22 protein-coding genes are annotated in these 23491 nt (G+C 66.8%); 7 read left to right on the top strand and 15 right to left on the bottom strand.

Translation table 11 applies throughout. The features are described from left to right. Nucleotides 1–21 precede the first annotated feature (21 nt). The 11 genes from ABZV93_RS22385 to ABZV93_RS22335 all read right to left on the bottom strand — a co-directional run bounded on the left by ABZV93_RS22385 (nucleotide 22) and on the right by ABZV93_RS22335 (nucleotide 11785). Nucleotides 22–567, bottom strand: a complete 546-nt coding sequence (locus ABZV93_RS22385; RefSeq protein WP_354939249.1) for a VOC family protein — start codon at nucleotides 565–567, stop codon at nucleotides 22–24. 147 nt (nucleotides 568–714) lie between these two features. Next, nucleotides 715–1338 carry an NAD(P)-binding oxidoreductase gene (locus tag ABZV93_RS22380; RefSeq protein ID WP_354939247.1) on the bottom strand — a complete coding sequence of 208 codons (624 nt, stop codon included), beginning with the start codon at nucleotides 1336–1338 and terminating at the stop codon, nucleotides 715–717. Continuing rightward, the gene (locus tag ABZV93_RS22375; RefSeq protein WP_354939246.1) at nucleotides 1335–2555 is read right to left on the bottom strand and encodes an NAD(P)/FAD-dependent oxidoreductase; all 1221 of its coding nucleotides are present in this window, start codon (nucleotides 2553–2555) and stop codon (nucleotides 1335–1337) included. Before ABZV93_RS22375 ends, ABZV93_RS22380 begins: the two co-directional genes overlap by 4 nt. Continuing rightward, nucleotides 2552–3199 (bottom strand): PadR family transcriptional regulator, encoded by a 648-nt coding sequence (locus ABZV93_RS22370; protein WP_354939244.1) that lies wholly within the window; start codon nucleotides 3197–3199, stop codon nucleotides 2552–2554. Before ABZV93_RS22370 ends, ABZV93_RS22375 begins: the two co-directional genes overlap by 4 nt. A gap of 569 nt (nucleotides 3200–3768) precedes the next feature. Beyond that, nucleotides 3769–4710 carry a hypothetical protein gene (locus ABZV93_RS22365; protein ID WP_354939242.1) on the bottom strand — a complete coding sequence of 314 codons (942 nt, stop codon included), beginning with the start codon at nucleotides 4708–4710 and terminating at the stop codon, nucleotides 3769–3771. 118 nt (nucleotides 4711–4828) lie between these two features. After that, the gene (locus ABZV93_RS22360; RefSeq protein WP_354939241.1) at nucleotides 4829–5080 is read right to left on the bottom strand and encodes a hypothetical protein; all 252 of its coding nucleotides are present in this window, start codon (nucleotides 5078–5080) and stop codon (nucleotides 4829–4831) included. Nucleotides 5081–5568: 488 nt separating this feature from the next. After that, nucleotides 5569–6594 carry a zinc-binding alcohol dehydrogenase family protein gene (locus ABZV93_RS22355; RefSeq protein WP_354939239.1) on the bottom strand — a complete coding sequence of 342 codons (1026 nt, stop codon included), beginning with the start codon at nucleotides 6592–6594 and terminating at the stop codon, nucleotides 5569–5571. A gap of 569 nt (nucleotides 6595–7163) precedes the next feature. Then, nucleotides 7164–9719, bottom strand: a complete 2556-nt coding sequence (locus ABZV93_RS22350) for a TlpA disulfide reductase family protein (RefSeq protein WP_354939237.1) — start codon at nucleotides 9717–9719, stop codon at nucleotides 7164–7166. A 67-nt stretch (nucleotides 9720–9786) separates the two neighbouring features. Beyond that, a complete protein-coding gene (locus ABZV93_RS22345) occupies nucleotides 9787–10398 on the bottom strand; it encodes a hypothetical protein (RefSeq protein ID WP_354939235.1) in 612 nt (203 codons plus the stop codon). Between the two features lie 135 nt (nucleotides 10399–10533). Next, the gene (locus tag ABZV93_RS22340; protein WP_354939234.1) at nucleotides 10534–10968 is read right to left on the bottom strand and encodes a signal peptidase II; all 435 of its coding nucleotides are present in this window, start codon (nucleotides 10966–10968) and stop codon (nucleotides 10534–10536) included. A gap of 589 nt (nucleotides 10969–11557) precedes the next feature. Beyond that, a complete protein-coding gene (locus ABZV93_RS22335) occupies nucleotides 11558–11785 on the bottom strand; it encodes a hypothetical protein (protein WP_354939232.1) in 228 nt (75 codons plus the stop codon). Between the two features lie 833 nt (nucleotides 11786–12618). Between ABZV93_RS22335 and ABZV93_RS22330 the strand changes: the two genes are divergently transcribed. The 3 genes from ABZV93_RS22330 to ABZV93_RS22320 all read left to right on the top strand — a co-directional run bounded on the left by ABZV93_RS22330 (nucleotide 12619) and on the right by ABZV93_RS22320 (nucleotide 15684). Further along, entirely contained in the window at nucleotides 12619–13587 is a 969-nt protein-coding gene (locus ABZV93_RS22330; RefSeq protein ID WP_354939230.1) for a CapA family protein, read from the top strand. 375 nt (nucleotides 13588–13962) lie between these two features. Continuing rightward, a complete protein-coding gene (locus tag ABZV93_RS22325; RefSeq protein WP_354939228.1) occupies nucleotides 13963–14613 on the top strand; it encodes a LysE family translocator in 651 nt (216 codons plus the stop codon). A 243-nt stretch (nucleotides 14614–14856) separates the two neighbouring features. Beyond that, a complete protein-coding gene (locus ABZV93_RS22320) occupies nucleotides 14857–15684 on the top strand; it encodes a sulfotransferase (RefSeq protein WP_354939226.1) in 828 nt (275 codons plus the stop codon). A 101-nt stretch (nucleotides 15685–15785) separates the two neighbouring features. Here ABZV93_RS22320 and ABZV93_RS22315 read toward each other — a convergent pair whose 3' ends face one another. Both ABZV93_RS22315 and ABZV93_RS22310 read right to left on the bottom strand, forming a co-directional pair. Then, a complete protein-coding gene (locus ABZV93_RS22315; protein WP_354939224.1) occupies nucleotides 15786–16889 on the bottom strand; it encodes an MASE1 domain-containing protein in 1104 nt (367 codons plus the stop codon). Nucleotides 16890–16961: 72 nt separating this feature from the next. After that, nucleotides 16962–17429 (bottom strand): hypothetical protein, encoded by a 468-nt coding sequence (locus ABZV93_RS22310; RefSeq protein WP_354939222.1) that lies wholly within the window; start codon nucleotides 17427–17429, stop codon nucleotides 16962–16964. 251 nt (nucleotides 17430–17680) lie between these two features. Here ABZV93_RS22310 and ABZV93_RS22305 point away from each other — a divergent pair, with 251 nt between their 5' ends. Together ABZV93_RS22305 and ABZV93_RS22300 are read left to right on the top strand one after the other, a co-directional pair. Then, nucleotides 17681–17926: an RNA polymerase subunit sigma-70 gene (locus tag ABZV93_RS22305; protein WP_354939220.1), complete on the top strand. Its 246-nt coding sequence runs from the start codon at nucleotides 17681–17683 to the stop codon at nucleotides 17924–17926. 6 nt (nucleotides 17927–17932) lie between these two features. Then, nucleotides 17933–18589, top strand: a complete 657-nt coding sequence (locus tag ABZV93_RS22300) for a Clp protease N-terminal domain-containing protein (RefSeq protein ID WP_354939218.1) — start codon at nucleotides 17933–17935, stop codon at nucleotides 18587–18589. 200 nt (nucleotides 18590–18789) lie between these two features. Here ABZV93_RS22300 and ABZV93_RS22295 read toward each other — a convergent pair whose 3' ends face one another. Further along, nucleotides 18790–20064 (bottom strand): MFS transporter, encoded by a 1275-nt coding sequence (locus ABZV93_RS22295; protein WP_354939216.1) that lies wholly within the window; start codon nucleotides 20062–20064, stop codon nucleotides 18790–18792. 267 nt (nucleotides 20065–20331) lie between these two features. Here ABZV93_RS22295 and ABZV93_RS22290 point away from each other — a divergent pair, with 267 nt between their 5' ends. Continuing rightward, entirely contained in the window at nucleotides 20332–21099 is a 768-nt protein-coding gene (locus tag ABZV93_RS22290; protein ID WP_354939214.1) for a hypothetical protein, read from the top strand. 275 nt (nucleotides 21100–21374) lie between these two features. Continuing rightward, nucleotides 21375–21854, top strand: a complete 480-nt coding sequence (locus ABZV93_RS22285) for a sortase (protein WP_354939212.1) — start codon at nucleotides 21375–21377, stop codon at nucleotides 21852–21854. Between the two features lie 161 nt (nucleotides 21855–22015). Here the strand turns inward: ABZV93_RS22285 and ABZV93_RS22280 are convergent, their stop codons facing one another. After that, the gene (locus tag ABZV93_RS22280; protein WP_354939210.1) at nucleotides 22016–23422 is read right to left on the bottom strand and encodes an alkaline phosphatase PhoX; all 1407 of its coding nucleotides are present in this window, start codon (nucleotides 23420–23422) and stop codon (nucleotides 22016–22018) included. Nucleotides 23423–23491: the final 69 nt, after the last annotated feature.

Here is a 23491-nt window from a genome sequence, read left to right as displayed (position 1 = left end):
CGTGTCACTCAGGACCAGGTGTCAGTTGTCCTGCAGGGCTCCCCACATGTTGCCGTCGGGGTCGAAGAACTTCAGGACCCAGTGGTGCCCATCATCCTGATACGTCGTGATCGTCGCCCCGGACGACGCGAGCCCGTCATGGAGCTGGTGTATCTGGGTGGTCCGGTAGAGAAGAACCGGGAAGGGCTCCCCCGCCACGGTGAAGTTGGCCCGCTCCGGATCGTCGGTCCGCCACAGCATCAGGAACGGGCCGTCCTCGGAATTGAGGAACGCGATGTCCCCGCCAGGTCGCGCTGCGACGGTGAAGCCGAGGTACTTCTCGTACCACGCGACAGCGGCATCCAGATCGCGCACGGGAATCTGCACATGGTAAAGAGATGTCAGCAACTGCCGTCCTCCCGACTGGTCGCCCGCGGGCAACCCACCCGCGGCTCGGAGAACGTACCGCAGCCCACCCCCAAGACCCGGCTCAGCGGTCCGCATGTGCCGGCGGATAACGGCATATAGCGTCGTGGTGATCGGCGTCTCGGTCTCGAGATCGCCGGAGGTCTCGCCACGCTCGACCACGACCGACTCCTACTCGCCGGCGTGTTCCTCGTAGGGCTGCTGGTGACCGTCGCCGGCGCACTCCTGACAGCCGTGAACACAGACAGCGCAGTGATGCGAACAGGCACCCGGACGTGAATCTGGCCAGCGAGAGTCAGCGGTGTCGGGTCACTTCCTGCCGTTCTGCCCGCGGACGTTGATGGCACGTCGTGCATGGTCACCGTTTTCGGCGAGGTCCACGAGCAGGGTGGCTACATCGGCTCTGGACAGGCCGACGGGCCGGTCGAGCATGCCGGTGGAGATGTGCGGCGCGCCGACCGAGCGGTGGTCGGTGAGCCGGTTGAGCCGTGCGATGGTCCAGGTCAGGTCGCTGGCGGTGACGATGCGTTCGGCCTCGGCGGTGTCGGCGTACGGGGTGGCGAGCAGTCTTCGCATCAGCCACATGATCGCCTTGGGGTCCGTGGCGACGAGCGGGTAGGCACTGGTGATCACCAAGCGCTGCACGCCGTGATCCTGCATCGATGCGGTGACGGTGCGGGTCACCTCAGCAAGCTGGTGCGGGTCGTTGCGGCGTCCGCCGGAGACGGTGATGACTACCGCCTCCGCTCCGCCGACCGCCCGGCCGACCGCTTCTGGGTCCCGGCCGTCACCGGTGATGGCCGGGAACAGGCGTGGGTCGGGTAGCCGGTCGGGGTGTCGGGCAAGGCCGGTGACCTGGTGGTTGCGGCGGCTGGCCTCCTGGGCGACGTGCCACCCAAGCCGGCCGACGGCGCCAATAACGGTGATCTTCATCGATTAACTCCCGTTGTCGACTCTGTCGGTGTCTGCCAGTCGAGGTGGTGCTCGTGAACCTCGCGGACGCTCTTGGCGTTGGCAGTGGCACGGAGGATCGGGGGCAGCACGAGGTCGCGCATGAATCGGCCGAGCGGGCCAGGCGCCTTGTTGTTGTTGATCCTGGCCGCGGCTTTGATGATCTTCTCAACCCGCGGGCGGCGGACGGCCTCGAAGTGCCGGAACGCCGTCATGGGGGCGTCCAGGTCACGCAAGGCGGTCGCCAATACGACGGCATCCTCGATGGATAACGACGCTCCCTGCCCGGATGTGGGTGACGGGGCGTGCGCAGCGTCGCCTACGACGACCATCCGATCGGAGTACCAGCGGGCCAGGTGCGGGTAGGTGTGGACGGGCGTCATCGGAGCGAACTCCTCGGTGGCGGCGATGAGCTTGAGGGCCGGGCCGGCGTCGTCGGCGTACAACTCGGCGAACGTCCTCCGCCAGTCTTCGGCTCCGATGGCTTCGACCTCGCCCGGGGCGGGTTCGGTCTTGCGGGGGAGGTTGACGAACCACCAGACCTGTCCGTCGGGGGCGACGGCATAGCCGAAGAACGCGCGTTTGCCGAAGATCATCTCGTAGTCGCCGGGTGCAGTTGGGACCGTGACGCCGGAGGCATAGCCTCCGGTGGTGAGCAGCCCGGCATAGGCCGGTGCCGGGGCGGTGGGGTCGATCAACCGGCGCACCGTGGAGTGGATGCCGTCGCAGCCGACCAGGATGTCTGCCTCGGCGCTGGTGCCGTCGGCGAACGCTGCCCGCACGCCGGCCAGGGTCGTGGTGGCGTCGACGAGCCGCTTGCCGTGGACCACCTGGATCCCGCGCCCGAGGGCCTGTCTGTGCAGGGCCTGGTACAGGTCGGCGCGGCGGATGGTGTGGCTGAGCGTTCCGTCGGCCAGTGCCCCGCCTGTGGCGGTGAGGCCGAGGCGCTTGCCGGTGTGGGTGCGAAGCGTGATGCCCGGGGTTGGGAAGCCGGCCGCGACGGCGGGTCGATCGGCGTCGATGGCCCGCAGCGCGTCGATGCCATTGGTGGCAAGGGTGAGCATCACCCCGTTGCCGTCGGCGCCGTCTGGGCGGGCCTCGTAGATGGTGGTCTCGATGCCGGCCTTGGTAAGTGCCATCGCGGTCGCCGGGCCGGCGATCCCACCGCCGATCACGAGAGCTGTGCGGGTGGATGTCATGTCGCAGGTCCTTCCTCGTCGCCCGGCGCGGACGCGTCGTCGCCAATGGCTGTGTTCGGGACCGCCTGGCCGGCGTGGTAAGCCGCCCAGGGCTCGAACAGGCCGGCCTCGGGATCTTCGATCTGCGCGATGAATGTCTTGATGAAGGCCGACTCGGCTTCGAGCAGGGCGATCCGGTAGTCGTCCTCGACCAGGAACAGGGGCGAAACTCCCTTGGCCACTGCCGCGTCGAGCTGGTCGCGGATGGCGGCGATCTCGGCAGCCAGGCTGCCCACGCGGTCTCGCAGCAGGTTCACAACCGTGTCCGGGGGCAACACCGCGACCAGCGAGAGGGCGGCGGCGAAGGCCGGGTACTCGTGACGCGGCTCGCTGATGAGTTCCTGGAGCCAGTCGCGCATCTCGGCGCGGCCGAGGTCGGTCAGCTCGTACATCGTGTGCTTGGGCAGCTTGCCCGACTGGCCGGTCCCGGCGGCTCGGATGAACCCGGCCGCGTCCATCTGGCGTACGACGCCGTACAGCGCGCCGTAGCTCAGCTTGAAGGTCCGGGCCGCGTCATGGTCCTTCAGCATCCGGTTCAGCTCATAGGCGTGCATCGGCCGTTGTGTCAGGTACGAGAGCACGGCCAGCGCCAGCAGGTTGTTCACGGTCCGCGTCACATCATCACCTCGAACCCGAGGCTAGTCGTTCAAAACTAGTTTTGCAAAACTACTACCTGCTCGCCAGCCTGAGAAACTGCCCCCACGTGGGCGGTCGGCGACCATCGCCGGCCAGCCATTCGGCCCGCCGTCGACGTTCCCAAGTTGAAAAGAGGAAGGGTGGTGCGCGCCGTCGTTGGGTCGTCCGTGACGCATCCGCGACTCGGCGAAGCTGCCCCCGTGTACGACCTGCAGCCGACGATCCTCGACGCAAAGCTCCGTGCTTGTGGTCTCAGACGTGGTCTCATACCCCAGATCAGCGGCTTGCAGGGTCTCCTGCGCGTGCCTGCTGGGCGCGAAACAACCGAGACACCCCGGGCCCCCGAAACGAGACCAGCGGCGGCATCGCGCCCGGTCAGCGGCCAAGCCGCCCCGGCCTCGCGGCCCCCCAGCAGCCGGCCGGCCTTGGTAGCGAGCCGCTTCTCGGCAGCAATTACGCGGACGTGGTGGCCGTCGAACCAGAGAGGGCTGTCACCGCGTTCCGGGTTCGTTCTTCCGGTCAGAAGACACGCTCGCGGCTATGGGAGTCGAGGCAGAAAGCTACCGCGGGCGAGCGCAACGGCGGTCTTGACCACAAGGGCCGCGATGAAGACTGTGATTGCGAGCAGTACGACCCAGCTCCAAGCTGTGCGCCCGACGGGCCTTCCGTAGTTGATCCAGTGCAGGGCGAAGGTGGCGACGGCGGCGTATGGGAACGCGAACGACCAGAACGCTGGGCCGAACGTAAGCCGGCGGTACGTCGGGATCAGCCGGAGCTGGGCGATGACGGCGAGCGCGGTGAAGCCGCCGAAGGCCAGGATGAGTGCGTCGACCCTGCCGTGGGTGATGGCCAGGAAGGCGAGGCCGGCGAGAGCCGGCGGTGCGACGTCGATGGCCAGGGTGGGCGTCAGCGGCGCAGGTAGCCGGGGACGGAACAGTAGCCGTGCCATGATGACGGAGCCGATGAGCAGCCACGCCACGACGCCGAGGCCCATGAACGCGTGTGCTACGGCGGTCCAGCCGGCGAAGGCGGCGCCGATGGAGGCGATGAGTCCACCAGCGACGGCGGGCAGGACATAGCCGGGGTGCAACCGGTCCAGGTCGAGGCCTTCGACGATCCATTGGCCGGTCATCCACCCGGCCAGGGCAATGGTGACGACGGCGAAAGCCCCGAACAGCCAGCTCCCCGCCAAGGGGACGTGGGGCATCAGGCCGGTGGCGAGGAGCATGCCGACGATCGGGATCAGCGACACGAACGGCGCCAACACCGGATCGTCCAGCTCGGCGCGCCACCCGCCTGTCCGGCGCGGCACCTGCACCAGGTAGCCGACGACAAGCACCAGCCACACGGCGGCGGCGAGGATGAACAGGACGTCGGCTGCCAGCGCGGGCGCCACCCCCAGCATGGCCGCATGTCGCCAGCAGATGGCCAGGCCCGCCATTCCGTAGGAGATCCCGAACATGTTCGGGGTGATCCCCACCTGGGGCTGCGCTGTGGGCGTGTTCAACCGAGTCCTCCACCGCCATTACCGCCGGAAACGACTCAACGAGTACCGACTGGTCGTGATGCAAATATCTCGAAGCGCGACGCCTTCGAGATCAGGGTTGGCAGTCACCGTCAATCCAGGCCCGGAAAAGTGCGATGTGATCGTCTGGCCAAGGACCGGCTCCGCCACGCGTTGACGGCGGCATACGCTTGCCGGAAAGTTGACGATCCACGGCGGCCGCATGATCTCGATCACTCATGTATTCGTAGTCGTCGAGGTAAACCTTTAGACGCCTCATATGAGCGATGTCAACTTCCGTGAAGAGCGGAAGGATATCTTTTGAGAAACTCACGACCTTATCCATCCCACACTCCGACCTTTGCCTCCCCCACTTTGGATGGTAACTACAAGGCTTCGATACATGGCGAGCATCGGCAATCTTCACCCTCACTCGATCGTGCTCATTGAGCCCGGCAACATCGAGGACCAGGATCGCACCGGACAGCCGGCTCAGCCTGTGACCGAAACCGAACGCGATCACTGCCCGCACCGGCAAAGACGGGCGTAAGCAGCGTCCATCAAGGTCGAGATATCGCGGACTTCCTCAGCCCCGGCCCGAAGGTCTGCCCATTCGTTCGAGTTCGGCGTAGTCGGCGCAGCCCCCACGGATTGGCCGAACACGCCAACCTGCGAGCTGGAGCGCCGCCATCGGCTCGCGTCGAAGTCCGGCGGCCCATCAGCAGGCGAGCCAAACGTGGCGTGCAGGGCTCGGCCCACGACGTTCATCGCTCCATGACGGAGGGCGGCCGTCTTGCCAGTGATGCCTGAGGAGTAAGCGAGATACGCAGACTGCTATTCATCGGCGGCAACGACGACCTTCCCGATCATGTGGCCGGCCTCCACAATCCTGTGGGCTTCGCGCAGTCGTGTCGCGTCGAGCGGCGCGAGGGTCCGCGTGAGAGTCGTGCGGATGCGGCCGTCGTCGACCAGTTCGGCGATGCGGTCCAGCCCGTCATGCTGGGCAGTGAGGTCCCAGGAGTGGCGGGGGCGGGTGAACATGAACTCCCAGTGCCAGGAGATGCTCTTGTCCTTCAGGGCGTAGAAGTCCAGGTCGCGTTCGTCGTCGATCGCGACGATCTGTCCGAACGGACGCAACACCTGCGTGAACAGCGGGATGCGTCCCCTGCTATGCGCGCTGAACACATAGTCGACGCCGCCGGGCGCGGCATCGAGGATGCGCTGGGCGAGGTCGGGGTCGGAGTGGTCGACCACGACGTCGGCGCCGAGCTGCTCAGCCCAGGCACGAGACTCTGGGCGGGACGCGGTGGCGATTACCTTCACACCGGTGAGGACCTTGGTGAGCTGGATGAGGATGGAGCCGACCCCGCCCGCTGCTCCCAGCACCAGCAGGGTGCCGGTCGACTCGGTGGTCAGGCGGAGCTTGTCGAACAGCGCCTCCCATGCGGTGATCCCGGTCAGCGGAAGCGCCGCCGCTTCCACGTGGCTGAGGGAGGTCGGTTTGCTGCCGACGATGCGCTCGTCCACGAGCTGGCGGGCGGCGTCGGAGCCGGGCCGGTCGAGGCTTCCGGCGTAGTAGACCTCGTCACCGACACGGAACAGGTTCGTCTCGGGGCCTGCGGCGAGAACGACGCCGGAGGCGTCCCACCCGAGAATGCGGTCCTTCTGCGCCCGGTTACCGGAAGCGCGCACCTTCACATCCACAGGGTTCACCGACACCGCGCGCACCTCGACGAGCAGGTCACGCCCGGTGGGTGCAGCCGGTGCGGGCACGAGTGCGTCGACCAGGCTGTCGGGGTTGTCGACGGGGCCTCCGGCGCGGTTGACGACGGCGGGCATCGTCTGCGGCTGATCGGCCATCGGGTGCTTTCCTCTCCACGGACCGTGCACCGTGCCAGCCCGTTGCGGAGTCGCTATCCGCGAGGATGCAGTTACCCGCAAGGGAGACTACTTACCCGAGGAAAAGCAGCACCGGATCAGGGGAGGCCTACATGGGCGATTCGTCACCGCCCCCTGGGCGTGTGCGTGGGCGTGGTTGCTCTCGGCCGACTCGCACAGCGCGAACACCGGCCCGAGCGCGCTGCGTCCGGCAGGGGTCGACGAGTACTCCACACGCAACGGGACCGTGAGGATGATCTCATATCCAATGACCACGGCGACTCTGCCTCGAGACTGATCCGCTGCGACAGTCGAGATCATCGACGCCTTTCACTCGGCCTTCACTGCCGCGATCTGCCGGCGCCGTACCGGCCGGGCACGGTACCCGTCCGGCCGGTACGGCCGGGCACGGTACCCGTCCGCGGGCAAGCGACGGTGACCAGGACCCGGCCAACGGCGCTGACCTCCGACCGCTAGTCATTGGGACCGCTGCCCTGAGTCGCTGCGCGTCAGCTCGTCGACGAAAACCGACGCCTCGGGGAGCCCAGCCGTCACAGGATTACGTTGTTGGTGAGGTGTCCCATGTCGCCCAGCGTCTGGCGCTCACACAGACTCACGCCCGGGACCAGTCCGAGGTCGGTCGCCTCAACGCTGCGGTCGAGACCGATCTGCACGGTGGTCGGCCAGCATGAGACGCCGTAGCGGCGGGCGATGCTCCGCTCGGGGTCGGCGATGAGTGGGAAGGGAAGCTGCTCACGCTCGGCGAGCCGGGAGACTTGCTGCGGGTCCTCTCCGTCCCCGATCCCGAAAATGTGAGGCCGGTCCACCCGACCCGTCTCGAGCGCATCACGCAGCTGCCGGAGCTGTTCGACGCTCGGTTCAGAACACGACGTCCAGAAGCTGAGCACCACCGATCCGCCGCGCAGCCTGCGGAGCGCCAGCTGTCTGCCGTCGCCGAGCCGGAGGGGAGCGTCGGGCGCCCGCCCGCCTGTCGGCACCGCCAGGCGCAGGGGCCACCAGGCGACTTTGCCGCCGGGCTCGAGGTGTTCATCGAGCGCCCTGGCGAGCTTCGCGGGATCGAGCGCCTCCTGGTCCTTCCACCGAACCGCGCCGTTGGGGCCGACAAGCACGGTAGTCGGGCGCTTCGGGGTCCCGAACGTGTCGGCCCAGCTGCCCGTGGAGTCCTCGGCGAGCAGCACGGTCGCGTCCCCCTTCAGGGCTACCGTTGCGGCGCGTGGGAGTTCTCCCGGCCCGAGCACGCCGAGCACGATGAGCGCGGCGTCGCGGTGTCGGGTGGCGGCCAGCGCTTCCGCGATGGTCCGCGCTGCCTCGGCCCAGGGTCGTTCGGCGAAGTGCACGAGCAGGTTGGTGGGCCCCTGGCGCGGCGCGAGACCGGACGCCCAGGGGTCGTAGTGTCCGACGACCTCGACCCCTTCCCCCGGCCCGCCCGCCAGCAGCGGAAGCAGAAGCCTGCGACATGGCACGGCAGGGGTCGGCAGCCCCGTCAGAACGGGGAGGAGGGCGACGACAAGGGGGCAATCCTCGGCTGCCACCGGCACGAGGCCGCCTCCGCGGGTGACTCTGGTGCCCTGGACCGACAGGCATCCTTGGATCGCCGCGATCGGATTCTCGGTCACGAACCTGTGCTCCTCGAGGTGACCGTCCCACACGAACCGGTCGATCGTCCCGCCCGGGATCCAGCTCTCGAGCGCGTCGGCACGGCCGTTCAGGTCCGCCCGTCGCACCGTCACGGGGCGGGACGGTGCCAATGCGACGGTTCCCGCGACGACGACCCCGTCGGCGCGGATCTGCACCCCGGTCAGCGCGACACCGGGGTCAGCCGGGTGCAGAGTGCTCATCATCGTCTTGAGATACCGCCCGACGTCGAGCGCGTCGCGCAGATCTGCCGGAACGGGATCCAGCCTGGCCTGCAAGCCCGCCTTGATCGCGTTGCGGGCGGCGTCATTGATCAGCGACTCGAAGGCGAACACCCCGTGCAGCTCGATCTCCGGATCTCCGACGAGCGCGGGCCGCACCTGCCCGCCGACGACCTGCAGCGTCACTGCCAGCCGAACCGTGAAGCTGAAGTCGTCGGTTGTGGAAAGCGGCGCGACGCCATAGGTGATGCGGCCGTCGCCGCTGATCGAGAAAAGGATCCGCCCGGGTTGCAGGTCGAATGTGGCGCCGTTCCAGTCCGGGCGGAGACTCACGCGCCAGAAGGTCCCCGAGCGCTCGTACTCGGGTGGGAGGCCGCCGAGCAGCTCGCGGCGAAGCAGGCCCAGCAGGTAGTCCCGTCCGACGGCGACCGCAAAGTCGGCCCCGCCAGGGAGGAACCGCGCGCCGACACTGCCCGGGCCCTGCGGGCCCGGAGGGCTGTCGCTGAGGGTGAACAGAAGCATCGCCGATGGGCGCGCGCCCGTTGGCTGAAGCTTGTAGTCGAACCGATGGACCTCCGGCGGAAGCTGCAGCTCGACGCTGACAGGCTCGCTGTCGCCCCGGAAGGCGTTGCGCACGATCCGCTCCACCAGGACGCGCTGCTGATCGGTGAGCGTGGCTCCCGCCGCCGGCTCGAACCGGACCTCAGGTCCGGCGCTGTGGTCGAGACCCAGGAATGTCCTTCTACGCGGGGGGAGCGGATGCCATTGCCACAAGACGGTCCGCACGAGCCCGGCCGTCAGATACAGATCGCCGTGGACGAACTCCGGCAGCTCCGCTGGCGTATCGCGCAACCAGGCCCTTAGCCGGAGACGGGCGCTGATACTCGGCCAGCAGGTCGGCCGCCCCCAGGGACCGAGCGGACCGCCCCGGGCGGCCGTCCTGACCGGCTGCCGGCTGCGCGACCAGAGCGTGTCGGCTAATGCGTCCACCGGCAGTGAGACGGTTGGGGTGGACAGTTGGACCTCGACGGTCGTGCGGATACCGGTCCGTTCGGACTCCGGAATCGGATCTGCGGCTCCGCGGTAGGCGTCGTCAACGCTGGCGGTCAGACTGTGGCACAACCGCGGGTAGGCCCTGTTCTCATTCTCGTGAATCGCCGCCAAGACGCAGTTGACCAGCCCGATGCTCACCTCGGTGGCGACGTCGTACTCGCCCGTGACACTGGCCACGTCTGCACCTCCGCCTACTCGAGCCCGTCGGGAAGCTCGATCTTGAAGTCGACCACCAGCTCCCCGCCTATCTCGCGTCGAGCCCCACGGGCTGGATCACGAAGCCGTCCGGCGGCGTAAGGCTGGCCACGAACCTGTACACCCAGTTCCCTGAGTCGGGCATGATGAAGTGGCCAGTCAGCGAGGCCTTGTGCTCCGGAACGCCGTCCACGTTCGCTGTCATCGCGCAGTTGACCATCCAGGCGCCGACCTCGCGCTCGTCGAACGAGAACACGTAAAGGTCCCCTTGCTGCGTCGCGGTCTTGGTCACAGCCGTCGTGTCACCGGGTCGCAGATATGTGAACGTGACATCGCCGACAACTGCCAGCGGGTAGACCACCTGAAGGCTGAACTCCAGCGGCCCCGGGGGTGTGACTGGATCCAGTCCCCACAGGGTGTCACAGCCCGCGAAGCCCAGAAACAGCACCACGACCAGCACCAGCAGTGACGAGATCAAGGACAAGTTGGACATCGCTGCCGCCCCTCCAGCGATCTCAGCTTGGCGAACCGCCATGCGCACGGTCAATCCGCCGACGGTCAATGACATGGACAACGCGCTGCTCGCACCTGTCCTGCCCGAGCCGGTGCCGGCACGGGCCGCCTCCAGCGCCAGGCGGCCGGCCCCGTAGGCGTCGACCACGCCAAGGAAACACCGCCCCCGCGAACGGCGCGGCGGCGCGCGTGAGCGCTGATAGCGCCAGGGACGTCGGCGCCCGCCGACTGAAGAGCACCCGGCGCCCCGTCCATCTGCCGAGAACCGCACCGCCCGCCGCGGTCATGCGAGGCCCCCCGCCAGCACGACTGCGCCGGCGACCATAGCGGCATCCGCGAGGTTGAAGGTCGGCCAAGCCCGCAGCGCGATGAAGTCCACGACCGCGCCGCGCAGTAGCCGATCAACGAGGTTGCCGGCCGCACCACCCACGACCAGACCCAGACCGACGGCCCCGCCAATCCCCAGCGAAGACCATTGCCCCACCACCAGCAGCCCCGCGCACGCGAGCGCAGCAGACCAAACCAAGACCGCCCACCGGACAGGCAGCGCGACCACACCACCCCGGTGATTGAGCACCCACCTCAAGCCACACCGCCAAGCAACCAGGCGCAAGCCGTGACCAGCGAGCAGCCGTCCCGCAACCACCTTCGAGAGCTGGTCCACGCAGACAGCCGCGGCTCCCGCCGCAAGGAACGCCGCGGCAACCGGAACCATCATCGGCCTCCCGCCGAGAGCAGCTCATCCAACCTGCGATCTCCCATCCCAGGCGACGGCTCCACCCCGACCACCGAAGCATCCGAAACGCCCGCGTCACCGTCTTCCCCACTTCTGGTTCAACCAAGCCATCTTTCCCGCGACGGGTGCCGGCGCCAGCTGACAACTGCTCCTCCAGCGGTCCAGATCGCCCGGTGCGGAGGACTTGCAAGAAAGGATGAGCGAGGTGGCGGCGCCTGCTACATGCCGTCGAGCGAGATCCGACCTGGTGGTCTCGGACGTGGTCTCATTCGCCTACGTTCGCTCATGATCGGCTACGGCCACGGACCGCACTGACCTGCGCAGACGTATCCGGGCGGATGCAGGTGAACGTGGATCCGTGGCCCTGGCGCAGATCCTGGCATACGCGGCCACGCTCCACCGCATGTCCGTGGAGCAACTGGAGCACAGGACACTGGGACGGTCTCGCTCGAAGGCCGCAGCCCCTTCGAGGTGGTACGCGAGGTAGTCCAGGCCGAGACACTGGACAAGGAAGAGTTCTACGCGACGCTCGAAGCGTCACTGCGGTCCGGCAACTTCAGGCTGGTGCTCGTCACAGCACCGCACCGCGCGGAGTCACTTCGAGGGCGGCCACGCCGCGGCCGTACAGCACGACGAGCCGGTCTCCATGCCTTGTGCGAAGCACTCCGGAATCCTGCGCCAGTTGTGTGATGACGTGTTCGATGACTTGATCAACCTCGGCGATGTGAGGCTCGTCGTAGGTAAAGTCGATGTGCTCGCCGCCACCGGTGAAACGGACACGTAGGACAACCTCTGCCATGTCGATGCAGCTTAGGTCCTCGGCGGTTGCGTCGGGTCAAGCCGCGCGGATGGAGTCTGGCGCAACCGGATCGCACGCGCCATCAACGACGTCGTGCTGCAACACCTGTTCGACGCCGGCCTCCGCCTGAAGACCGCCCCACGGCAAGTGCCAGGACCAGCGGGTGCAACAGGCCCTCACCGGGACCATCCAAGGCCTGGACGAGATCAACGAAGAGATCCGCTCAGCGATCTTCCGGATCCGCCCAGGCGAAGCCTGCCATTAACCTGGCCCAATTCAACACCGGGCATCTGCTGTCAGGGGACGGTCGATGATGAGCGGTGGGCGGCGGGATCGACACGCTCAAGGGAGGTTCGCCGCTCGACTTTCGATTCGACATGGGGGTGCCGATGCGCCCGCATGAACTACCGACCGACGTGGCAGCGCTGACCTGGTAGCACAGGCGGCCGTTCGGGCACCGGGGGACGACTTTTCCCTCAGACACATCTCCTGCGCACGGATTCGTCACTGCAGTATGGCGAGACGCATTTTCTGGCGAGCGGCATTTCGGGACGCCGATCCGCCCGCTTCTATTTGGGTCGAGCGCAAATCCAACTGCGGCGGATACTCCTGATCGGTGCATCCCTCGCCGCTAGTTTGGCGGTATGCCGCGAGTATTCAAAAGTGTTCTGCTGCTCGTCCTCGCAATGGCGTGTTGCGCGTCGGCGTGTGGCAGTGCGGGCAAAGAACCCGCCTCGCCCACCTCCACGCCCCAGGTCACTCCGGCGGGCGCGACAGAAATTTCGACACCAGACCCGTCGAATGGTCCGGCAAACAAGTCGGACCGCGCACGGGTGGCACCGAAAAACGAGGCGAAGAACAACGCGACGTTCACGCTCGCCTTCGCGGGCGACATTCGGTGGGAGAGCGTGCTGCGCCAGCGTCTCGACGATCCCAAGAGCGCCTTGGAGCCAATTCGGTCCGAGCTCGCCGCCGCTGACCTCACCGTCGTGAACCTCGAGACAGCCATCACGACGCGCGGTGAACCCGAGGACAAGGACTTCACCTTCCGCGCGCCACCAGCTGCGTTCGAGGCGCTCGCGGCGGCCGGAGTCGACGTGGCGAGCATGGGCAACAACCACGGCGTCGACTTCGGGCCGGACGGGCTTTCGGACACGCTCGCGGCGATCGACGACGCTCCGCTCGCGGTCGTCGGTATCGGCCGGGACGCCGCGCAGGCGTTCGGGCCGCACGTGGTGAGGATCAAGGGAACGTCGGTGGCGGTGATCGGTGCCACCCAGGTCAACGATCCGACGTCACGCAACTTCCCCGCCGGTGAGGGCCGGGCCGGTGTCGCGTCCGCGGTGGACCCGCAGCGGCTGGTCGCCGCGGTCAGGCAGGCCCGACGCACCAGCGACGTCGTGGTCGTCTACCTGCACTGGGGCGAGGAGCTGAACCAGTGTCCTACCAGCAAGCAGGAGGACCTCGCCCGCAGGCTCGCCGACGCCGGCGCCGACGTCGTGATCGGCGCCCACGCGCACATGTTGCTCGGCGCGGGGTGGCTGGGCCGGACCTACGTCGGCTACGGCCTGGGCAACTTCGTGTGGCCGAACCAGACCACGACGACTACGTCGACCACCGGCGTGCTCACTTTGACCATGAAGGGGCGTAGGGTGACGGCCGCACGTTGGTCACCGGCCATGATCCGTTCGAACGGGCTGCCGCACTTCGCTGGCGGCGACAAGGCGGAGGAGATGCGGAAGGACTTCGCCGGCCTTCGCTCCTGCACCGACCTGGCGGCCGCGCCCGCATCTCCGGAGTGAGCCACCCAGCTTTGTGGCCGTTGCGCTCGGTGTACGACGGCATCGATTCTTCGAAGGATCGCCATCCCCCGAGCGACGATGAATCCGCGTATTCCTGTGCTCACCGCTTGAGGCCTGTTCTGGCGATTACTTCCAACAGGTCCAGGGCTGACGACCGGCGACTGCTCGGGGTGACGCAGGCGAAGCTCCTCCGCCGCCCACTCATGACTTGTGCAGGTCCCTCAGCAGGTCGGGATGGCTGGCCCCGGGATCGCCGCAAAAAAACACCCGCGGGTTACCGCGCTGACCTGCGCAGACGTAACCAGGCGGAGACGGGTGAACGTGGGTGCAGCGATTTAGGTTGCGCCGAAGAGCAGCCACGGAGAGAATCCCGCCGTGGATCTCGTCGCTTCTCTTCCCACCTTCATTGTCGCCGTCGTACTGATCTCGGCCTCACCAGGCCCAGCGATGGCGCTGATTCTGCGTCGTGCCGCCTTGCGGGGATTTTCTGGCGCGGTGCCGACCGTGCTGGGCCTGGAAGCCGGACTCTACCTGTGGGCATTGGTCGCGGCAGCCGGCGTAGCCGCCTTGGTTGCCGCTTCCGAGATCGCCTTCATTGTCCTCCGCGTTATCGGTGCGGGCTTCCTCTTGTATCTCGGCGTGAAGACGTTGCGAGGCGTGCTGCGCAGCCGAAAGACCGGGGCGGCACCGGAACTCGACATTGAACTGCCGGCAAGCGCGACACGAGGGTGGTCGAAGGCCGTCGGAGAGGGCGCGGTGGTGATGCTGGCGAACCCGAAGGCCGCTGCGTTCATGATTGCTTTCTATCCCCAGTTCGTACCGTCCGACCGACCGCTCTTCGCCACGACCGCCCTCCTTGCCCTCCTGCAGGTCGTGATCGAGATCGCCTTGTATCTCACGCTGGCAGCGGCAGTAGGTCGTGCCGGTGCGTGGTTCCGTCGACCAGTCGTACGCCGTCGAATGGAAGCCGCTACCGGTACGGTCCTCATTGGCCTTGGCTTACGGGTAGCTGCAGAAAGTCGATGACCGGCCACTGCACCAACACAACCCCCAGAGGACCCAAGTCCGGCTCGCATGGCCGCCAAGGGCGGGCACCCACAGCGTTCAACACGAAGTTGCCCGTTCTGTGGCAGGTGGGGCTAAACACTGACACATCGGGGTAGGTACCCCGTTGTGTGTAAGTTTCGAGTGGTCTATATCGGGGGGATCGGCCGCTCCGGCTCGACGGTGATCGAACGGCTCTTAGGTGAATTTCCCAGGGTCTGCTCTGTGGGTGAGGTGGTCCACCTCTGGCAGCGGATGGTGATCGACGGAGAGGCCTGCGGGTGCGGAGAACCATTCCTGAGTTGTAAGTTCTGGCAGGCCGTCGGCTGTGAAGCGTTCGGTGGCTGGTCCCCTGGCCGGGCAGCAGAGGCGTTACAGCTGAAAGAGTCAGTTGACCGTCTTCGTTTCCTTCCACGACTGCTATCGCGCGAGCTGCCTGCGGAGCTGGCATCGCGGGTGGAGCGGTACACAGGGCTCTATGACCGCCTCTACTCGGCGACAGCCCGGGTGAGCGGAAGTGACGTCGTTGTGGACGGCAGCAAGCACGCCTCCCTGGCCGGCTGCCTACGCCACCGCTACGGCGAGGACCTCCGGGTGGTGCACGTCGTCCGTGACCCCCGTGCCGTCGCATATTCGTGGGGCAAACAATCTCCCCGCCCGATGGCCACCGTAGCGAGCAAGGAACACGAGATGGCCCGCTACTCACCAGGCCGCGCGGCCGTTCAGTGGAACGCAGAAAATGTAGCTCTGATAGCCCTGGCTCGCCGCGGTGTGCCAACCCTCCGCGTAAAATACGAAGACTTCGCGACTCAACCGTGGGAGACCCTCGCCCAGATCTCCAAGTTCGCGGACCTACCTGGCGACCTTCCGATGGGCCCGGATCGTAGTGCTGCGCTCTCCCCGACCCATGCGGTCTCTGGCCATCCGCAACTGTGGACCATGGACCATCTGACCATACGTGAGGACACTTCCTGGCAGACGGATCTTCGCTACCGTGACCGCACCCTCGTATCGCTGATAACCGCTCCGACCCGCCGAAGGCTCGGCTACTGAGGACAATGCAGCCACACCTCACTGTGCTACAGAAGGCTGAAATTCTGCGTCTGGCTGCGCCCACCCCCTTCAAGCGACCCCGCCCCTTCCCGCTGGCCCACTCAGTCATCCGGCGGGCCCTGGATACGTTCGGTGCGGACGGCGCGGGTGTCATCGTCGGTGGAGTAGGGGCGTTGGCGAATGCGCGGATTGAGGGGTTGCGGCGTGGCTTGAACCCGCTCGGCGCTGGAGGCCTTGTCTGGTCGGAGGCGCTCGCCGAGGATATTCACTGCTCTCACGAGCTCGCGAGCGGTTCGGTCCAACTCGTCGCGGGCATCGTTGCGTTCAGTCACCGCGACGGCGAGGAAGAGGGTGGCAAGGGTTGTTGCGGCGACGAACGTCTGGGCATGGATGAGAGCCGTTTGTGGGTCGGTCCCGCTGAACGGACCAAGACCCCTCACCGTCGCGGACACGGTGACAAAAGAAACAACCACGACACAGGGTGCGGCGCCCTCAAGCTGGAACCTCCACGCCGCCCAGATCAGAAGCGGGAAGACAAGGAACAGCTCATTCCCGCTTTTGCCTCCCGCGATCACCCACCAACTCACCCCCAGCGTGCACACAAACAGCCCGACGGCCTCCACCAGGCGCCACACGTCAAGAGGGGTCCGACGCAGCGAGATTCTGCGGAGCACGAGTAGGAACGGCGTGACAACCAAGACTCCGAGTCCGGACCCGAGCCAACTATGAAGCATCAGCGCGCCGTACTCACGGGCCGGCGCGATGCCGGCCAGCACCAGGACGCCGCTGCGGATGGCCGCGTCGGTCACCATGCCGACCCCCGCGCCACACACCACCAATGCCACTGCGTCTCGCACCCGGCCAAGATCGTTCTTAAACCCCGCCCGACGTAGCAGAACGTACGCAAGCACGGCCCCAACCGTGGCCTCGACCGCTATTCCCAGCGCGACCAGGGGCGGCCGGTTGAATGCCGCCCAGGTAGCCGCGAACGCCCCCAATGCGACTCCGGGCCACGCCTTCAGCCCGAAGATCAGAATTGCCGCCAGGGCAACTCCGCTTGCTGGCCAGACCAGACTCGCCATGCCCGGCTCGCCGAGCTCTTTGAGCAGACCGGGCTGCGCCGCCAGCAGATAGGCCGCCGTGGTCACAACGATCGCCAACACGGTCTCCACATGGCGACGACGAGAGGGCTGGCCCTTCGCCATGAAGGCGACGCTACGCCCGAGCGACAGAGCCCTGCACCCCGAGGGGCGATCCATGAGGCCCAATCCGACCCGTCAGAGCGAGTGTCCTCGACGGTGCAGGTGCCGGGGATATTCACACCGCGAGTCGAGCGGCTTCTTCAGCAGCAAATGCGGTGACCGAACAGTGCGCGTAGAGTCGTGGGTCATCAGTTCGGTCCGTGAATACTGGAACAGAGCCCCCCAAATATGCCACAAGAAAATCATGGTGCCGATAATCGGCGCCATGAACAGGTCACTGACGACATCTGCCTGTCCGAGATCGACCGTGCGGTGATGGCGCAAGCTCACCGCCTTCTCACCGAGGCGGACCGGCGACTCGAGGAGCTGGGATACCTCGGTCCCGATCACCACGACCAGGGCGCCGGCGCGCACGTCTGGCCGGCCGACGGCCACCGCCAAGCCAACGCCGACGAACCCGACGAAAACAGTCCAGACCAGTAGCGGCCGGTCGAGTCCCTCGAGCGAGTTCTGCCGAGCTTCGCCGGGCCACAGGACACCCACTGAGCATGATCCAGAAAGTGTCTCGGGATGGCGTTTTCGCGGGTCAGACAGACTAAGAGGCAGTTCAGGGCAGCGGGCATGGGATTTCGAATCCACGACCGAGAAGGGTCCCTCGGCAGCGGCGTTCAAAGCGCGCGAACCTTGACGTCCTGGTCATTCCTACCTACGAGTCCGTCGCCTTGGCGTAGACCACCAGCCAAGCAGGTCAAGCTACGTTGACCGGCGAGCGGAGTCAAGCTAGGTTGACTGCCATGGCGGAGGTCCTTCCGAGCGAGGTGACCAAGTTGGCGGACGCGACGCGCAGCCAGGATCCAGAAGTCGGTCTCGCCGCCGTCGCGGCGCTCCGCGGGCTTGTCGACGTGCTCGAGGCGCTCCAGGTCGACAATGCCCGAACCAAGGGCTGGACCTGGAAGACCATCGCCGAGCAACTCGGCGTCACCAAGCAGGCCGTGCACCAGAAGTACGCCAGCGGCCGGCTGTTCGGACGCGGGAAGTAGGCCACCATGCTCGACCACGGGCCCCAGCCGGCCCGCCAGATCATGGAACTGGCGAACCAGGAATCGGACCGGATGCGGCACAGCTACGTGGGCTGCGAGCACATCCTGGCCGCCCTCGCCACCTACCCGGCACACGCCGCCGACGTGCTGATCAGACACGGGCTCGACGTCGCCTCCATCCGCAGCGAGCTCGACCGCCTGGTCGACGAAGGCATCCTGCCGCCGCCATGGCGCAACGACGCCGACCTCCTCCGAACCCTCGGCGTCGACCTGGACGCTGTACGCCACCACATGGAGGCAGCTTTCGGCGCCGACGCCATGGAACGAGCAACCCGCCGCGCATCGCGTCGAACCGGCTGGCACGGACTCACCGGCAAACCACTCCTGATCAAACGAGCTTTCCAGTTCGCCGGCGAGGAGCGACGGCGGCTCGGCCACCCGCAGATGACGCCCGAACACATCCTCCTCGGACTCCTCAAAGACGCCCAGGACCCTCTGCAGAAGCCGCGCTGCTTCAACAACCCCTGGGCGCGCCGCCGCCGCACCAACCTCGGCCTTCCCCACCGCGGACCAAGCCCCGTCCGACGCATCGTCCACGCACGAGGCGCCGGCCTCAGTGACCTGTACCAAGCCGTCGAGGCGGAGCTGCACGCAACTGCATAGGAGTCGACCGTCGATCCTCGACCGGCCACCGCACGGCTGAGGCCGACGCCAGTCGTGACGCCAACAGCCCCGGACGAGGTCGATAGGCCACCAGCCGAGCATGATCATCGCAAGTGTGAGACCGTCCCGCCGCCCCGTCTGCCTAGACCTGAAACGCCCAGACCTGCCGCCTGGACTGAACCCGGCACTTCAAGGGACGGTCAGGTCGAAGCCGGTGGATCGAGGTCGAGCCGTCCCCGTCGCTGCAACACCGCGACGGTCACCGCAGCCCCGACCGCGAGGGTTCCCAACATGACAGGGCTGATCCAGGGCGTCGACCACTGCCGGCCGAGGTCGTCGGCATACCCGACGGCAGTGTTGCCGAGCGCGGTGGTGATCCCCGCCGCGGTCGTCGCGAGCCCGATGTAGGTCCCGGTGAGGCCCGTCGGCGCGAAACCACTCACGAGGTCGAGCGCGTAAGGCTGCGCGACGTCGAGACCCAACGTCAACAGAAGTGTCGCCACCAGTACAGGCAGCGCCGCTACGACGATGCCTACGGCCCAGCCTGTGGATACGGCGCCCGAGTCGTCCGCCGGCGCCGACGTCGTACTCCACGCCAACGGGACGAACGACGCCGCGACGGCGACGAGACCGCCGACGATCGCCACCCCCGGAGCGATGGTCCGGTGGATCCACTTGATCATCCGGAGCTGGGTTCCCAGCGTCACGAGCGTGGACACGAGGAACACGCACCCGGCCGCCCCAGCCCATCCAGTGACGCGGGTGGCCTCGAGCGGAAGCGACAGATAGAACTGGTTGTACAGCAGGAAGAGTACGGACGTCGCCACGGCGAAACCGAGGAACGAGCGGTTACGCAGGGCGTCGCGCACCGCGACGCCCAGCGCTCTGGTGGTGAGTGGTTCGACCGGGCGGTACGGCAGCGCGAAACACTGCCAGACGGTGAGGACGGCGAAGATGCCCGCCGAGACTCCGGCCGTCCACCGGAAGTCCACCGCGATCAGCACACTGCCCAACAACGGGCCGGTGAGCGCACCAACGGTGCTCGCGATGTTCTGCAGGGCGAAGGCGTCGAGGCGCCGCTCTCCGGCCTCGACCGCTATGTAGGCCCGTGCCGCCGGACTGAAGAAGGCCCCGGCGAGGCCGACCAGCATGGACGCCGCGACGAGTCCTGCCACCTGGTCGACTACGGCGAACATGGCGAACGCCACACAACGCAACGCGCATCCGACGATGATCACCGGCCGTGCGCCGAACCGGTCAGCCGCCGTACCACCGACCAGAGTCAGGCCCTGTTGACAGAACACCCGCAGGCCGAGGATCGCACCAACGGCGGCCGCGGTGAGGTGATGCTCGTCGCGAAGGTACGTGGCGAGAAAGGGGATGAGAATGAAGAAGCCGAACGCGATGCCGAACGAGTTGACCAGCAGCACCTGCACCGCCGGGGAGAGTGATCGCGCCAACCGGAAGGTTCTCATCGGGCGACCACGAGTCCAGGCTATCCAGTGAGCGGGACGGGTGTGCGCCCAGGTCGGCACCAAGCTGGCGCGCGGCGCGCGGAGGTGGGCACCCGAAGCGTTCGTGTTCAGGTCCGATCCCCGGCACCTTCGCCACAAGTCGAAGAAATCTTCAGTGCATTCCGGTGATCCCTTCTATGTTGGTAGCTCTCCGGTGTTGTCCGACTGCCACGAATGGGGTCCCGGATGAAGGCGCATTCACCCCAGCCCCGTCCTCTCCTCCAGAGGATGAGGATCGGTCGCCGCCTGATGGCGACCTTGAGTTCGACCATCGTCATCAGCGGCCTTCTCGCGTTGGTGCCGATCTCGCAGGCAAGCGCGAGCGTGCTGCCTGCTGCCAACGGGGTCGCCGTCAGATCTCAGGTCACGCCGACGCTTGATGGGCCCGGGCCGAGCGGATCTGGGCTCTGCATCGACTCGACGCAGTTGAACAACGACAAGTTCGTGGTCTTCGTACCCGGAACGGCTGGTTACGGTGATCCGGACAACCAGCTGTGGATCTGGAAGGAGAACCGCGGCGGCGGTGGCGATGTCAACCCCTGGGTGCTGTTCACCAAGACGGAGGGGAAGAACCCCCTTCCGTTCGATGTCTTCAAGCTCGTCTGCGCGACGGTCACCGCACACGATGACAAGGTCGCGGTCACGCTCGTGACGCTGAACGAAACCGATCAGGTAATGGACGTCTGGCAGACGGACTGCACCGTCGGCAACGACAACGCCGGCGACCCGTTCGACCCGAACCAAGACTGTGCGGACTTGCAAGCCCTCGGCAACCAGTTCTCGGGCGAATCTGGTGACGGAAATGGTGACTCCGATGAGTCGATCGCCCCGCCTGTGACCGATCCAAACGGGCCGAACGCCGGTGACGGCTCGACTCTGAGCAGTGGACCTGGTGCGGCGACTGCCGCCGGCGGCGTTCTGCTGGGACTCGCGGTCACCGGCGGAGTCATCGCGCTGCGGCGCCGAGGGCTCCACCGGAACGCCACTGCGGCCTGACCATCGGCGTGGAACGCATGCGACGGTTACCGTGGTTGACCCTCCGCCCGCGACCCGCGGCGCGGAGGGCGGCCACAGCCCTGATGCTCATGGTCACGGCAGTGAGCGGGCTCGGGCTGATCATTTCCGACCAACTCGGTCGAGCGGCGCCACCACCGATGCCCACTGCGACGATGCCTCCACCGGAGTCGGTAGGTGAAAGGCTCGCAGCCCCCACGCCCGATCACACTCCGAAGCAACCTCCGGCGCAGCCGCTGACGACCAACGCACGACCGGTGCGTCTCGACATCGGTGCCATCGATGTCGCCGCCCCCCTCGTCGCGGTCGGAAACGCCCCGGACGGCACCATCGGCGTACCGCCTGCGGAGAAGCCCTACCTCGCCGGGTGGTACAAGTACAGCGTTACTCCTGGGCGTCCCGGCCGTACTGTCATCCTGGGTCATCTGGACTCCAGGTTCGGCCGCCGCCACACCGCCGTCTTCTACCGCCTCGGTGCCCTGAGTCGTGGCCAGAAGGTCGCGGTGAGGCGCGCCGACGGAATCGTCGTCGAGTACGTCATCGACGGCGCATCGCTTCAGTCGAAGGCGAACCTTCCGATCGGTCAGATCTATGGGAAGAGTGAACGTTCCGAACTCCGGCTCATCACTTGCGGCGGCACGTACGGCAAGTCGGTCGGCTGGTCAGGCAACATCGTCGTCTATGGCCATATGACCTCCTGGCACCGGACGACCGGCGCGGAGCGCAAGACGAGTTGAGCCGTACCCATGACGAACTGAGCGTCTGCGGGTCATCATCTGAGCTTGTGACGGACGTTCGGATGTACGAGTCGTCTGCGCAGGGGTGGGAGCGGACGTTACGCGAGATCGCAGCGGCCGAGGACCCGGTACCTGCTGGATGTGGACACCCGCCGAGACAGCTACACGTCTGCGTTGCTGGGTCGTCCCCACGGACCGGTGATGGCGAAGACGTGCCCGGGCGAGTAGATGTTCGCGAACATGATCGAGCCGTCCGGGCTGAAGTTGGGGCCGGCGAACTCGCTGCCGTTGAGTTGGTTGCGAGCCAGTTGATAGGACTTTCCCTGTTTGGTCACACCCACCAGGTACTGGATCCCTACGCCGTCCTCGGCCAGGATGACGCCGCCGTACGGTGAGACGGTGATGTTGTCCGGCCCGTCGTGGTAGGCCTCGTCGGCCGGGTCGGGATTGACACCGAAGATCGTCTTCAGGGTGACGGTCTCCTTGCAGGGATCGTAGAACCACACCTGACCGTCGTGCTCGTTCACGCTGCCGTCGGTGGTCCGGGCGAAGCTGGCGACGAAGTAGGCGCCGCCGTCTGCCCACCAGGCACCCTCGAGCTTGCGGCTGCGGGTGACCTGGTCATCGGTGAACTGCTTGCGGACCGAAGTCGTACGCGCGTCGCGATCAGGCACATCCACCCATTGGACCTTGTACTTCGTACCGTGCTCGGTCGCCTCGGACAGGTCCGCGATGTGCACACCGTCGCTGAAGCAACTCATCGCCTGCAGCGTTCCGGCCGTCCCGCCATCGGCGGATGTGGCGAGCGCGCGGAAGGCACCCTTGCCACCGACGAACCCCTCGGGCGGGGTCCACCGAAGGTACAGTCCGTTCGGAGCGGTGGCGTCCTCGGTCTCGTACACCGCCGAGGTCGCGGGATCGACCGCAACCGCCTCGTGGGCGAAGCGACCGAGGAACTTCAACGGAACCGGGTCGGCGTTGGCGGCCTGGTCGAACGGATCCACCTCGAACACATAACCGTGGTCCTTCACGAACCTGCCGCCCGCGCGGCGTTCGGTCTCCTCACAGGTGAGCCACGTGTCCCACGGTGTCTTCCCACCCGCGCAGTTGTTGTCGGTCCCGGCCAGGCTGACGTACTCGCGAACCCGTGTGCCGTCAGCGGTCAGGTCGATGTTCGTCGTACCGCCGCGCGCACCCGGGTCGTACGCCAGACCTGGCAGGGCCGGCACCCGGAACGCCTCGTTGCCACCGATCTCGTGGTTGGTGACCAGCGTCATCCCGGACGAACTGCCGAAGTTCGCCGACCCGTCCGGGTCGCTCGGTGTCGGCTCGCCTGTCTCCAGCCGAGTGATGCCCGACCGGGCGACGATTCGGTAGGTGAACCCCGGCGGCAACGCCAGCAGACCGGCGGGATCCGCTACGAGCGGACCGTAACCGACCGCGGAACGCGTAGCCGCCAACGCCGACCGCGGCCCGGCAATCGAGTCGATGCTGCCGGCGAACACGATCCCCAGCCCGACCGTCCCGGCACGTCCGAGAAGCCTCCTACGGGACACAGGTGCTGCCACGATCTCCACCCACCTTCGCATGCACGAACACTGAGCACACCCGGAAACATGTGAGCGAACGTCCCCCGT

The sequence above is a fragment of the Actinopolymorpha sp. NPDC004070 genome (assembly GCF_040610475.1).
Lineage (GTDB): Bacteria > Actinomycetota > Actinomycetes > Propionibacteriales > Actinopolymorphaceae > Actinopolymorpha.
Note: the sequence above shows the minus strand (reverse complement) of the source record. Positions and strands in the feature narration are given on the sequence as shown.

Bases quoted from the DNA above. Each gene is read 5' to 3' on its own strand.
- ABZV93_RS22340 (WP_354939234.1), bottom strand. From the start codon at position 10,968: ATGATGGTTCCGGTTGCCGCGGCGTTCCTTGCGGCGGGAGCCGCGGCT.
- ABZV93_RS22375 (WP_354939246.1), bottom strand. From the start codon at position 2,555: ATGACATCCACCCGCACAGCTCTCGTGATCGGCGGTGGGATCGCCGGC.
- ABZV93_RS22335 (WP_354939232.1), bottom strand. From the start codon at position 11,785: ATGGCAGAGGTTGTCCTACGTGTCCGTTTCACCGGTGGCGGCGAGCAC.
- ABZV93_RS22295 (WP_354939216.1), bottom strand. From the start codon at position 20,064: ATGAGAACCTTCCGGTTGGCGCGATCACTCTCCCCGGCGGTGCAGGTG.
- ABZV93_RS22305 (WP_354939220.1), top strand. From the start codon at position 17,681: ATGGCGGAGGTCCTTCCGAGCGAGGTGACCAAGTTGGCGGACGCGACG.
- ABZV93_RS22380 (WP_354939247.1), bottom strand. From the start codon at position 1,338: ATGAAGATCACCGTTATTGGCGCCGTCGGCCGGCTTGGGTGGCACGTC.
- ABZV93_RS22300 (WP_354939218.1), top strand. From the start codon at position 17,933: ATGCTCGACCACGGGCCCCAGCCGGCCCGCCAGATCATGGAACTGGCG.
- ABZV93_RS22355 (WP_354939239.1), bottom strand. From the start codon at position 6,594: ATGGCCGATCAGCCGCAGACGATGCCCGCCGTCGTCAACCGCGCCGGA.
- ABZV93_RS22290 (WP_354939214.1), top strand. From the start codon at position 20,332: ATGAGGATCGGTCGCCGCCTGATGGCGACCTTGAGTTCGACCATCGTC.
- ABZV93_RS22360 (WP_354939241.1), bottom strand. From the start codon at position 5,080: ATGGATAAGGTCGTGAGTTTCTCAAAAGATATCCTTCCGCTCTTCACG.
- ABZV93_RS22315 (WP_354939224.1), bottom strand. From the start codon at position 16,889: ATGGCGAAGGGCCAGCCCTCTCGTCGTCGCCATGTGGAGACCGTGTTG.